The organism is Streptomyces griseoflavus (assembly GCF_014649995.1).
GTDB classification, from domain to species: domain Bacteria; phylum Actinomycetota; class Actinomycetes; order Streptomycetales; family Streptomycetaceae; genus Streptomyces; species Streptomyces griseoflavus.
In genome coordinates, this window is the sequence record NZ_BMUC01000001.1 from 574,401 (window position 1) to 586,743 (window position 12,343).

Sequence of the window (12,343 nt, forward strand, 5' to 3'; positions counted from 1 at the left end):
CGCCCCTTCCCGTCCCGAACCCGGGGCTCCGCCCCGGACCCCGCTCCTCAAGCGCCGGAGGGGCTGATTCAGCCCTTCCGGCGTAGGAGGAGGAGGGCTCCGGGGGCGGCGCCCCCTCAGGACGGGGACGGGGAGGGGCGGCGGACGCCTCAGTCGATCTCCGCCACCGCCTGCGCGAACTGGGCCTTGTACAGGCGGGCGTACGCGCCGTCCGCGGACAGCAGCTTCTCGTGGGCGCCCTGTTCGACGATCGCGCCGTCCTCCATGACCAGGATCGTGTCCGCGTCCCGGATGGTCGACAGCCGGTGCGCGATCACGAACGACGTACGCCCGTGCGCCAGTTGCGCCATCGCCTTCTGGATCAGCACCTCCGTGCGGGTGTCCACGGAACTCGTCGCCTCGTCCAGCACCAGGATCACCGGATCGGACAGGAACGCCCGGGCGATCGTGATCAGCTGCTTCTCGCCCGCGCTGACCCCGGCCCCCTCGTCGTCGATCACGGTGTCGTACCCGTCGGGCAGCGTCCGCACGAACCGGTCGGCGTGCGCCGCCCGCGCCGCCTCCTCGATCTCCTCCCGGGTGACCTCCCGCGACGCCCCGTACGCGATGTTCTCCGCGATGGTGCCACCGAACAGCCAGGTGTCCTGGAGCACCATGCCGATCCCGGCGCGCAGCTCGTCGCGGGACATCCGGGCGATGTCCACCCCGTCGAGCGTGATCCGCCCGCCGGACACCTCGTAGAACCGCATCAGCAGGTTCACCAGGGTCGTCTTGCCCGCGCCCGTCGGGCCGACGATGGCGACCGTGTGGCCCGGTTCGACCGTCAGCGACAGGTCCTCGATCAGCGGCTTGTCGGGGTCGTACCGGAACGACACGTGCTCCAGCGCGACCCGTCCGCGCGGGTGCCGCGGCCGCTCGGCCGGTGACGGATCGGCCTCCTGCTCCTCGGCGTCCAGCAGTTCGAAGACCCGCTCGGCGGAGGCGACACCCGACTGCACCAGGTTCGCCATCGACGCGACCTGCGTCAGCGGCATGGAGAACTGCCGCGAGTACTGGATGAACGCCTGCACGTCACCGATGGAGAGCGTGCCCGACGCGACCCGCAGCCCGCCGACCACCGCCACCAGCACGTAGTTGAGGTTCGACACGAAGAACATCAGCGGCTGCATGACGCCGCTGTTGAACTGCGCCTTGAACCCGGCCTCGTACAGGTCCTCGTTCTCCTCGGCGAACCGCTTCGCCGACTCCTCCTGCCGGCCGAACACCTTCACCAGGGTGTGCCCGGTGTACATCTCCTCGATGTGCGCGTTGAGCCGGCCGGTGGTGCGCCACTGCGCCACGAAGTGCGGCTGCGACCGCTTGCCCACGCGCGTGGCGACGACGAACGACAGCGGCACCGTCACCAGCGCGACCAGCGCCAGGATCCACGAGACGTAGAACATCATCGCCAGCACACCGATGATCGTGAGCAGTGAGTTGATCAGCTGGCCCATCGACTGCTGGAGCGTCTGGCCGATGTTGTCGATGTCGTTGGTGGCGCGGCTGAGGACCTCGCCGCGCTGCCGCTTGTCGAAGTACGACAGCGGCAGCCGCGACAGCTTCGTCTGCACGTCCTCCCGCATGCGGAACATGGTGTGGTTGACGGCCCGGTTCACCAGCCGGGTCGCGACCGCCATCAGCAGGCCGGCGGCCGTGAACACCACCAGCGCGAACAGCAGGACGTTGCCGACCGCGGTGAAGTCGATGCCCTGTCCCGGGGTGAAGTCCGTACTGCGGAGCATGTCGGCGACATCGCCCTCGCCCCGCTCCCGCATCGCGTCGAGCACCTGCTCCTTGGTGGCGCCCTCCGGCATCTCGCGGCCGACGATCCCGGCGAAGACCAGGTCGGTGGCCGCACCGAGGATCTTCGGCCCGATCACGCTGAGCCCCACGCTGAACACGACACAGGCCAGCAGCCCGTAGATCGTCAGGCGTTCCGGGCGGAACCGGGCGATCAGCCGTTTGCTGGACCCCTTGAAGTCGAGTGAGCGCTGGTCGGGGCCGCCCCCGGCCATCATCCGTCCTGCCGGACCGGCCATCAGGCGGCCTCCGCTTCCGTCAGCTGGGAGAGCACGATCTCCCGGTAGGTCTCGTTGTCCGCCATCAGCTCGTGGTGCCGGCCGGTGCCGACGACCCGGCCCTCGTCCAGGACCACGATCCGGTCGGCGTCCCGGATGGTCGCCACCCGCTGGGCGACGATCACCACGGTCGCCTCCGCCGTCTCCCGGGCCAGGGCGCCCCGCAGGGCCGCGTCGGTGGCGTAGTCGAGCGCGGAGAAGGAGTCGTCGAAGAGGTAGATCTCCGGCCGCTGCACCAGCGTCCGGGCGATCGCCAGACGCTGGCGCTGCCCCCCGGAGACGTTCGTCCCGCCCTGGGCGACGGGCGCGTCGAGGCCGCCCTCCAGCCGCTCCACGAACTCCCTGCCCTGCGCCACCTCCAGCGCGTGCCACAACTCCTCGTCGGTGGCGTCCGGGTTGCCGTAGCGCAGGTTCGTCGCCACCGTGCCCGCGAAGAGGTACGGCTTCTGCGGCACCAGGCCGACGGTCCTCGCCAGCAGCGCGGGCTCGATGTCCCCCACCGGCACCCCGTCCACGAGGACATCGCCCTCGGTCACGTCGAACAGCCGGGGGACCAGCCCCAGCAGGGTGGACTTGCCGCTGCCCGTCGAGCCGATCACGGCCGTGACCTCGCCGGGCCGTGCCTCCAGGGAGACCTCCCTGAGCACCGGCTCCTCGGCGCCCGGGTAGCGGAAGCCCGCGCCCCGGATCTCCAGGTGCCCGTGCCGGCGCAGCTCGGTGACGGGAGCGGCGGGCGGCACCACGCTGGAGGAGGTGTCCAGCACCTCCTGGATGCGCTCGGCGCACACCTCGGCGCGCGGCACCATCATGAACATGAAGGTGGCCATCATCACGGACATGACGATCTGCATCAGATAGGCGAGGAACGCCGTCAGGTCGCCGATCTGCATCCCCCCGCTGTCGATCCGGTGCGCGCCGAACCACACCACCGCGATCGACGACAGGTTCACCACCGTCATGACCACCGGGAACATCAGCGCGAGCAGATTGCCCGTGCCCAGCGAGACGTCGGTCAGCTCGGTGTTGGACTTCCGGAACCGCCCCTGCTCGTACTCGTCCCGCACGAACGCCCGGATCACCCGGTTGCCGGTGATCTGCTCGCGCAGCACCCGGTTCACCGTGTCCAGCCGCTCCTGCATGGTCCGGAACAGCGGACGCAGCCTCCGCACGATCAGCGTCACGCAGATCGCCAGCACCGGTACGACCCCGACCAGCACCCCGGACAGCGGGACGTCGAGCCCGAGCGCCATCACGATGCCGCCCACGCACATGATCGGCGCCGACACCATCAGGGTGAACGTCATCAGGGCCAGCATCTGCACCTGCTGGACGTCGTTGGTCGTACGGGTGATCAGCGAGGGCGCGCCGAAGTGACCCACCTCACGCGCGGAGAACGACTGGACGCGGTCGAAGACGGCGGCGCGCACGTCCCGTCCCAGGGCCGCCGCGGTCCGGGCGCCGTAGTACACGGCCCCCACGTTGCACACGACCTGCACCAGCGAGATGCCGATCATCAGGGCGCCGAAGCCCAGGATGTAGCCGGTGTCGCCCTTGACGACGCCGTCGTCGATGATGTCCGCGTTGAGCGTGGGCAGGTACAGCGAGGCGCAGGTCTGCAGGAACTGCAGCAGCACCAGAAGGGTGATGGGTCTCTTGTACGGCCGTAGACGGGTCCGCAGGAGTCGTATGAGCACGCTGAATCTCTCGGGTGGTCGGCGAGGGCGCATGGTTGCCCGTGGCCCCTATCGTCGAACACTCCACCCGCGTTACCCCAACCGATTTATCGGCGTGCCCGCGACGGTGTGCCCGCCCCTGACGGAGCGGGCACGGAACTACCGGAGCGCCCCCGGATGGGTCTGCTCCCGCACCGACACGTACTGCTGGCGCACCGCCTGCCCCACCGCCAACTCCTCGCCGGGATCGAGCACCTGGGCCACCGGGCCCTGCCAGACGGGCGGGGTCCGCGGGTCGAGCGTGCCCTGCGACACGCCGAGCGCCCAGGCCGCCTGCCGGGCCGCGCCGATCGCCGCGTAGTCCGCCGGCTGCGGCACCACCACCTGCGCACCGAACAGCGAGGGCGCCGCCGCCTGCACGGCCGGCAGTTCCGCGGCCTGGCCCAGCAGGAAGACCCGCCGCACGTCCACGCCCCGGCCGCGCAGCACGTCCAGCGCGTCCGCGAGCCCGCACAGCATCCCCTCGAACGCGGCCCGCGCCAGGTGCTCCGGCTTCATCGACTCGCGCCGCAGACCCGCCAGCGTCCCGGCGGTGTGCGGCAGGTTCGGGGTGCGCTCACCCTCCAGATAGGGCAGCAGCACCAGCCCGTGCGATCCCGGCGTCGACTTCATCGCCAGCTCGGACAGGCTCTCCAGGTCCGGAAGCCCCAGCAGTTCCGCGGTCCCGCGCAGGGCCCGTACGGCGTTGAGGGTGGTGACGACGGGCAGGTGCATGCCGGTCGCGTCGGCCAGGGAGGTGATCATCCCGTGGTGGTCGACGAGCGGCTCGGGGTGCACGGCCATGACCGACCCGGACGCGCCGAGGGAGACCACCGCGTCGCCGAGCCCGATGCCGAGCCCGAACGCCGCCGCCATCGTCTCGCCCGTACCCGCGGAGATCAGCAGCCCCTCGGGTGTCGTCCCGGCCGCGTCCGCCGGGCCGATCACCTCGGGCAGCATCGCCTGGTGGCCGAGGGCCATCTCCACCAGATCGGGCCGGTAACCGCCGGTCGCCGCCGCCCAGTAGCCGGTGCCGGACGCGCCGCCCCGGTCGGTGGTGCGCCGTACCGGGCGGCCGAGCAGCTGCCACACCAGCCAGTCGTGCGCCTGGAGCAGCACGGCGGTGCGTGCCGCGTTCTCCGGCTCGCTGCGGGCCAGCCAGCGCAGCTTGGTCACCGACTGCGCGGCCCCCGGCACACAGCCCACGGCCTGCGCCCAGGCCTCGCGTCCGCCGAGCGCGTCGATCAGGTCCGCCGCGGCGACCTGCGCGCGCTTGTCCGCGCCGGTCATCGCGGGGCGCACGGTGTTGCCCTGCGAGTCCAGCGGCACCAGCGCGTTCGCCTGTGCCGAGACGCCGATGGCCTGCACGCCCTCCAGCAGCCCGCCGCCCGCCGCCTCGCCCAGCGACAGCAGCCAGGCCTGCGGGTCCACGTCGGAGGGACGGCCGCCGCCGTCGGCGCCCTGCACCGGATGCTGGGCGTACCCCTGCCTGACCACGGCCCCGGTGTCCGTGTCACAGACGACGATGCGAGTGAAATCGGGCGCACTGTCCAGCCCGGCGACTATCCCCATGCCGCAATTTTGCCGCACGCCCCCCACGGGGTGGGGGCGCGGGCGTCGTTGGAGTGACGGCGGGGAGGGGCGTCAGGTGTTGCTGGTGCCCCAGTCGTCCTCCGCCGGGCCGTGGGCCGTGCGTTCACGCAGGGCGGAGACGCGCTGGGCGACCGAGTCGGGCATGCGGTCACCGACCTTGTGGCTCACCGCCTGGTAGGCCTTGTCCGCGAACTCGCGGCTCTGCCGGCTTGCGCTCTCCGCGGTGTTGCGCACCGCGGGGTTCTGTGTGAGCTGCTGAGCGGACCTCCTCAGCTGCTCGTATCGTTCCCGCCCGGCCTTCGTGCCCAGCACGTAACCCAGGGCTGCTCCGGCGACGAACGTGAGCCGGTACATCATGACGGCCACCCTTCCCGTTGTTCCAGTCTGCGAAGGTCTCCGGCACGGCGACAGCGCCGGGGAGTACCGATTGGCGGAGCACCCCCCTGCTTGCGCTAATGTATGTGTCGCAGCGAGCGCGCGCCCCCTGGCGAATACCCAGGCGGGTGCGTTCGATGCACGAGGCATTCCTCCGTAGCTCAATTGGCAGAGCAGCCGGCTGTTAACCGGCAGGTTACTGGTTCGAGTCCAGTCGGGGGAGCTCGTTCCTCCGTAGCTCAATTGGCAGAGCAGCCGGCTGTTAACCGGCAGGTTACTGGTTCGAGTCCAGTCGGGGGAGCTCGGTCCTCCGTAGCTCAATTGGCAGAGCAGCCGGCTGTTAACCGGCAGGTTACTGGTTCGAGTCCAGTCGGGGGAGCTCGGTCCTCCGTAGCTCAATTGGCAGAGCAGCCGGCTGTTAACCGGCAGGTTACTGGTTCGAGTCCAGTCGGGGGAGCAGGTGAACGAGGACCCCTTGGGGGTCCTTTTTCATGTCCGGGGGAACCGCGCGGCGCTCGGCGAAGTCTCCGTGATCGAGAAGGCCGTGAGCAGCCGACCAGCCGAAGCAGGAGATCGTATGAGCGGCTATGCTGCGGCAGACGGCGCGCACACCTGTACGCGACACGCCGTTATGGGGCGGTAGCTCAGCCGGTTAGAGCAGCGGACTCATAATCCGTCGGCCGTGGGTTCGAGTCCCACCCGCCCCACCACCACCTCGGCACCCGCCTTCCCTTCCGCTCACCGCGCGGGGGCGTCCGGCGGCCGGAGAGCCCTTCCGGACCCCTCCCCACGGCGGACGGCCGGCGCCGTCGGTTTCTCCGTCCTGCCGTGCGGCCTCCCTCTAGCCGCGCTCCGCGTTGTCGTGGGCCGGCTCGGTGGCGTCCGCCGGGTCGCGTTCGCCCTCCGCCTGGGACGGAGTGGTGTGCGGTACGTCGGGGGTGGTCCACTCGTCCTCGTCCCGGTCGCCCTCGGCCTGGGACGGTGTGTGTTCGCTCATGGTGGTGCCTCCTGGTCGCGGGACCGTGCCCGACGAGTACCCCGCACGGTCCGGGGCCACCGTGCGAGCGGTGCCCCGGTGGGCTCCGCTGCCTACCGGTGCGTCCCGGGTGCCGTCGAGCCGGTGCGCGGAGAAGCGGCCGCGGGCGTATCCCAGCGGCACGGACACCAGGACCAGGGCGCAGCCCGCGGCGATCACGGTCTCCCGCGCGCCCACGAGGTCGGACAGCAGACCCTGGAGCCAGGCCCCGGTGGCGGTCGAGCCGGTGTAGACCATCACGCTGAGGGCGAGCACCCGACCGCGCATGCGGTCGGCGACGAGCAGGTGGACGGTGTTGTTGCCCACCGAGAGGGAGACCAGGAAGCACGCCCCGACGACGACGAGCAGCGCGCCCGCCGACCACAGGGTGGAGGAACAGCCGAAGGCGGTCAGGGACAGTCCGTACAGGGGGAGCGACCAGCGGGCCGAGCCGGCCCGGCCGATCCGCTGCTCCGACCGGCCCACGAGCGGCAGGGCGAGCACCGTGCCGATGCCCAGGGCCGTGTACAGCAGGGGCAGAGCGGCCGGGCCGGACGGCAGCACGCTCCCGGTGAAGACGATCACGTGCTGGAAGACCGGCATGCCGAGCAGCCCGACGACCGCGATCAGGGAGAGCGCGAGCACCAGGCCCGGCCGGCCGCGGGTGTAGGAGAGCGCCTCGGTGAACTGCCGGAGCACCCTCGTGTCCGTCGCCCCCCTTTCCTCTCCCGTGTCCCCCTTCCTTCCCGTGCCCGTCGGTCCGTGGGCGTCCGCGGCGGTGACGGGCGGCGCGGGGCGCACCGCCGGAAGGACGACGACGACACAGGAGACCGCCAGGAAGGTGAGCAGGAACGCCCAGGACGGCCCCCAGGCGACCAGGACGACCCCGCCGACGGCCGGCCCGAAGGAACGGGAGAGGTTGAACTGCGCGGTGTTCAGGGTCACCGCGGACGCCAGGTCCTCGGGGCGGGCGATCCGGTGGACGAAGGCCTGCCAGCTCGGCATGGACAGCCCCTGCGCGCAGCCGGCGGCGACCACCGCCAGCAGCAGCACCAGCGGCTGCCGTACGCCGGCGGTCCACAGGACGAACATCGCGAGCGCGGTCAGGGCCCGGGCCGACTGGGCGATCAGCAGGGTGCGCCGCAGCGGCGCCCGTTCGGCCAGCACGCCGGCGACGGGGCCGAGCAGCATGTAGGGCACCAACTGGCCCGTGGTGGCCAGGCCGACCCACACCGCGCTGCCCGTGCTCTCGTACAGCACGTACGGCGCGGCCAGGTTCTGCAGCCAGCTGCCGGAGTTGGTCACGAGCGCCGCCACCCAGAACAGCGCGAAGTCCCGGTGGCCCAGCGCCCGTACGGAACGGCGCGGGCCGTGGCGGGGTGGCGGCTCGTGGCGGCGCCGGGAGATCACTTCGTGTCGCGGCCCAGGCGGGAGGTGTACGGGAGCGCGCCGTCGGCGGTCACGCCCACCTCCAGGCGTCCGACCTTCTCGACCTCCATGGCGACCCGGTCGCCGCCCGCCAGTGGCCCGACGCCCTCCGGGGTGCCGGTGGCGATGACGTCGCCGGGCATGAGGGTCATCACGGAACTGGCGTACTCGATGAGCCGCGGCACGCTGTAGATCATCAGGGAGGTCCGGCTGTGCTGGCGCTGCTCGCCGTTGACCCAGCAGCGCAGTTCGAGGTCGTCGGGGTCGCCGACCTCGTCCTTGGTGACCACCCAGGGGCCGATCGGGGTGAAGGTGTCGAAGGACTTGCGGGTGGAACGGTCCTCGGTGGAGCGGATGGTGATGTCCAGGACGCAGGTGTAGCCGAAGACGTGGTCGAGCGCGTCGGCACGGCTGACGTTGCGGGCCCGCCTGCCGATCACGACGCCGAGTTCGGCCTCCTGGTCGGTGCGTACGTCGCTGTAGGGGAGCCTGACGAGTTCGTCCGGACCGATGACGGAGGAGCCGGCCTTCAGGAACACGCCCCACTCGGCGATGGTGTTCGGGTTGTTCATCTCGGCCACGTGCGCCCGGTAGTTGGCCGGCGCGCCGATGATCTTGTGCGGCCGGGGCAGCGGGGCGGACCAGGCCACCTTCTCCGGGTCGATCCGGGGGGCGGCGCGCAGCGCCGCCGGGGCGGTGACGTCGTCGAAGAGGTCCTGTTCCAGCAGCCGGTGCAGCGGGCCCTGCGGTGTGCCCGGGCCGGGGACCAGGTCCGTCACATCGATGACTTCCGTGTCCGTCGAGACCGCGAGGCGGTTCCCGTCGAAGACTCCAAGACGCATCCGCGCCTCCTTCTCTCGCGACCCTGAAACGGTCGTCCGGCGACGGGGTGGCCGCGGGCCGGGGGACGGCGATGGCACCCCTCAAAAATTCATCTGCTGATCAGAATGACTGGATGATAGGGGCGGCCGACGGGGGTTGCAATGGTGCGGTCGAGGTCTTTTGGCCGACCGGAAAGGGGCTGGTGGGCCCTGGAAAAATGGTTGCTGCACACCCCTGGCGGGACCGTGGGGGGCCATGTACGTTGCAGCCATTCATCCGGAGAAGCGGATGACTGAATTTCTCTGCGGGTCGACGCGAGCCGCGGCGCGAGCCGTGTCGACCGCACCCACCCGACCTCGTCCTTCCTTCCCTTCCAAGGGGGTGACCACATGCTGGAAAAATCCGGATTCGACGGCCTGGGAGTCGTCGTCACGGGAGCCGCCGCCGGGATCGGCGCCGCGACCGCCGAAGTGCTCGGCGGACTCGGCGCGCACGTCCTGGCCGTCGACCTGGACGCCGACGGTCTGACGGAACTGGCCGGACGCCTGGCCGGCTCGGGTGCCGGCTGCACCGTCGTCGAGGCCGACCTCACCGAGCGGTCCGACGTGGAGCGGGTCTCCCGGGCGGTGGAGGAGTCCGGGGTCGTCGTCAAGGCGCTGGTCAACAACGTCGGGGCGAACAGCAGGCGTTCGATCCTGGACCTGGACCCGGAGCAGTGGGACCGGGACCTGGCCCGCAACCTCACCAGCGCCTACCTGCTCACCCGGGCCCTGCTGCCGGCGCTGCTCGCGGCGCCGCGCGGCGGGTCGGTCGTCAACGTCTCCTCGACGCACGCCCTCGCCGCCAACGCGGCGGCGCTGGGCTACGCCACCACCAAGTCCGGACTGCTGGGCTTCACCCGGCAGCTGGCCGCCGAGTACGCGGACCGGGGCCTGCGCGTCAACGCGGTCTGCCCCGGACTGACGATGACCAGGCGGATCGCCGACCGGGGCGTCACGGAACCGCAGGAACGCATGCGGGACCGGCTCCTCGGCAGAAGGTTCGCCGCACCCGAGGAGGTCGCGAACGGCATCGCGTTCCTCGCCTCGGACGCCGCCTCGTACATCACCGGCGTGACCTTGCCGATCGACGGCGGCTTCACCGCCCGCTGACCGGGCGGATCCCCCCCGGCACAGCCGGAACCCAACCAGAGAGAGGTGTGTGTTCCATGACCACAGCGACGACCGGGACCCTGTCACCCGGCCAGGTCGACGGCTACCGCCGCGACGGCTTCCTGTTCCCGCTGGACGCCATGACGGCCGATCAGGCCGCGGCCTACCGGGCGAAGCTGGAGGCGTTCGAGGCCGAGTACGGGGAACGCGGCTCGGCCATCCTGCGCTCGAAGGCCCATCTGGTGCTCCCCTGGGTCAACGAGCTGATCCGCCTCGAGCCCGTGCTGGACGCGGTCGAGAGCATCCTCGGCCCCGACCTCTACTGCTGGGGGTCCTCCTTCTTCATCAAGAACCCGCACCACCCCGGGTACGTGGCCTGGCACCAGGACGCCCCGTTCTCCAGCATTCCCAAGGGCGGGGAGATCATCACCGCCTGGATCGCACTGGCGCCCAGCATGGTGGAGAACGGCTGTCTGAAGGTGGTCGCCGGCACCCACACCAAGGAGGCCGAGCACACGTTCAACAGCGACGACTCCAACATGCTCTCCCAGGGGCAGGAGATCGCCGTCGACGTGGACGAGGACGACGCCACCCTGATCCAGCTCCGGCCCGGCCAGTTCTCGCTGCACCACCAGTTCATCTTCCACGGCTCGGGGCCGAGCCACAGCGACGAGCGGCGCATCGGCATCGCCGTCCGCTACATGAAGCCCTTCGAGCGCGAGGAGGAGGGCAACACCGACACCGCCACCCTGGTGCGCGGCAGCGACCCGTACGGGACCTTCCTCCCCGAGCCGGTGCCCACCGCCGACATGGCCCCCGAGTCCGTCGCCTACCTCGACGAGCAGCTGGTCAGCCGGCACGGAGACCGCTACCGCAAGTGACCCGCCGGGCGGGGCCCGCGCCGCCGGGCGCGGCCCCGCCGCGATCGCCCCCCACTGCCCCCACTGCCCCACTGCCCCCCAGAGCGAGGGTGCCGGCCTCGTCCCGTGCGACGAGCACGCCCGATCACGGCACGGCACCGAAAGACCGACACCGGCTGTGAAACAGCCTCGCGCGACGAGAGGTATAGAGCATGAAGTACCGCCCGCACCGGACCGGTGTGCTCACCGTGGCCGTCCTCGCCTCCCTGGCCGTGCTGTCCGCCTGTGGAAAGGGCGGACCGGGGGTGAAGGCCGGCGAAGTGGCCGCCACCGGCGAGGCCCTGGCGGCCGCGGCCCAGAAGGAGGGCAAGGTCGTCTTCTACTGCTCCCTGACCCCCGCCTCGTGCGAAGCACTGGCCAAGGGGTTCGAGAAGGAGCACCGGGGGATCTCCGTCAAGGTCCTCAGAGCGACCAGCCCCGACCTGTCGGCGCGGTACGCGACCGAGAAGAAGTCGGCGGCCGAGACCGCCGACGTCATCCTGCACGCCGACGTCCCGTTCATCCAGACGGCCCTGAAGGAAGGGCTCGTCACATCCTTCGAGGACGCCGGACTGCTGCCCGCCGACCACCCGGAGAAGTGGCTCCTCGACAGCGAGGGCATCACCGGCACGCCGTACATCGTCGACGCCCTCGGCATCGGCATCAACACCGACCTGGTGAAGCCCGAGGACCGCCCGAAGACCTGGGCCGACCTGGGCGACCCCAAGTGGAAGGGCAGGATGAACGGCCCGCACAAGGACGGCTCCGGCTACGCCACCTACTACGGCACCGTCGACGACCACGTCGACGGCTTCCTGGAGAGCCTGAGCAAGCAGAAGATCTTCCCCGACCCCGGCGGCATGGTCAGCCTGACCGAGTCCCTGGCGGCCGGTCAGTACGCCATCCAGAGCGTCGCCAGCAAGGCCGCCATCGACAACGCCAAGGCCAAGGGCGCGCCGGTCGACATCGTCTTCCCGGAGCCCGGCGCCACCGGCCCCGCCTTCGCCTACACGCTCAACCCCGAACCCGGACACCCCAACGCCCAGAAGCTGTTCGCCGGATACGTCCTGTCCGAGAAGGCCGGCCAGGCCCTGCACGGCGCCAACAGCGCCATCGCCACGCCCCAGGTGGAGACCGACTTCGCGCTCCTGCACCCCAACCTGGAGTACTACCGGCCCGCCAAGGTCGAAGAGGTCGCCAAGATCCTCAACGGCGGCAGGTGAGCGACGGC

At 70.9% G+C, this 12,343-nt stretch carries 9 protein-coding genes and 5 tRNA genes; 8 read left to right on the forward strand and 6 right to left on the reverse strand.

The features are described from left to right. Window positions 1–149: 149 nt before the first annotated feature. From IE172_RS02455 to IE172_RS02470, 4 genes are all read right to left on the reverse strand, one after another. The gene (locus IE172_RS02455; RefSeq protein WP_190095358.1) at window positions 150–2,078 is read right to left on the reverse strand and encodes an ABC transporter ATP-binding protein; all 1,929 of its coding nucleotides are present in this window, start codon (window positions 2,076–2,078) and stop codon (window positions 150–152) included. Beyond that, window positions 2,078–3,811: an ABC transporter ATP-binding protein gene (locus tag IE172_RS02460; RefSeq protein ID WP_190095359.1), complete on the reverse strand. Its 1,734-nt coding sequence runs from the start codon at window positions 3,809–3,811 to the stop codon at window positions 2,078–2,080. Before IE172_RS02460 ends, IE172_RS02455 begins: the two co-directional genes overlap by 1 nt. A 138-nt stretch (window positions 3,812–3,949) precedes the next feature. Beyond that, window positions 3,950–5,401 carry an FGGY family carbohydrate kinase gene (locus tag IE172_RS02465; protein WP_190095360.1) on the reverse strand — a complete coding sequence of 484 codons (1,452 nt, stop codon included), beginning with the start codon at window positions 5,399–5,401 and terminating at the stop codon, window positions 3,950–3,952. A 72-nt stretch (window positions 5,402–5,473) separates the two neighbouring features. After that, window positions 5,474–5,779, reverse strand: a complete 306-nt coding sequence (locus IE172_RS02470; protein WP_190095361.1) for a YtxH domain-containing protein — start codon at window positions 5,777–5,779, stop codon at window positions 5,474–5,476. Window positions 5,780–5,947: 168 nt separating this feature from the next. Between IE172_RS02470 and IE172_RS02475 the strand changes: the two genes are divergently transcribed. From IE172_RS02475 to IE172_RS02495, 5 genes are all read left to right on the forward strand, one after another. Then, window positions 5,948–6,020, forward strand: a tRNA-Asn gene (locus tag IE172_RS02475). Between the two features lie 5 nt (window positions 6,021–6,025). Then, window positions 6,026–6,098: transfer RNA gene (locus IE172_RS02480), tRNA-Asn, on the forward strand. A gap of 5 nt (window positions 6,099–6,103) precedes the next feature. Next, window positions 6,104–6,176, forward strand: a tRNA-Asn gene (locus tag IE172_RS02485). A gap of 5 nt (window positions 6,177–6,181) precedes the next feature. After that, a tRNA-Asn gene (locus tag IE172_RS02490) sits at window positions 6,182–6,254 on the forward strand. A 176-nt stretch (window positions 6,255–6,430) separates the two neighbouring features. Then, a tRNA-Ile gene (locus tag IE172_RS02495) sits at window positions 6,431–6,507 on the forward strand. Between the two features lie 131 nt (window positions 6,508–6,638). On the opposite strand, the gene IE172_RS02500 is transcribed toward IE172_RS02495, so the two are convergent. Together IE172_RS02500 and IE172_RS02505 are read right to left on the reverse strand one after the other, a co-directional pair. Next, a complete protein-coding gene (locus IE172_RS02500; protein ID WP_190095362.1) occupies window positions 6,639–8,222 on the reverse strand; it encodes an MFS transporter in 1,584 nt (527 codons plus the stop codon). Further along, window positions 8,219–9,082, reverse strand: a complete 864-nt coding sequence (locus tag IE172_RS02505) for a fumarylacetoacetate hydrolase family protein (RefSeq protein WP_190095363.1) — start codon at window positions 9,080–9,082, stop codon at window positions 8,219–8,221. Before IE172_RS02505 ends, IE172_RS02500 begins: the two co-directional genes overlap by 4 nt. 369 nt (window positions 9,083–9,451) lie before the next feature. Here IE172_RS02505 and IE172_RS02510 point away from each other — a divergent pair, with 369 nt between their 5' ends. The 3 genes from IE172_RS02510 (at window position 9,452) to IE172_RS02520 (ending at window position 12,335) form a co-directional block, all read left to right on the forward strand. Continuing rightward, the gene (locus tag IE172_RS02510; RefSeq protein ID WP_190095364.1) at window positions 9,452–10,213 is read left to right on the forward strand and encodes an SDR family NAD(P)-dependent oxidoreductase; all 762 of its coding nucleotides are present in this window, start codon (window positions 9,452–9,454) and stop codon (window positions 10,211–10,213) included. 56 nt (window positions 10,214–10,269) lie between these two features. Then, complete coding sequence (locus tag IE172_RS02515) at window positions 10,270–11,094, forward strand: phytanoyl-CoA dioxygenase family protein (protein ID WP_190095365.1); 825 nt, start codon at window positions 10,270–10,272, stop codon at window positions 11,092–11,094. 191 nt (window positions 11,095–11,285) lie between these two features. After that, window positions 11,286–12,335 (forward strand): ABC transporter substrate-binding protein, encoded by a 1,050-nt coding sequence (locus IE172_RS02520; RefSeq protein ID WP_190095366.1) that lies wholly within the window; start codon window positions 11,286–11,288, stop codon window positions 12,333–12,335. Window positions 12,336–12,343: the final 8 nt, after the last annotated feature.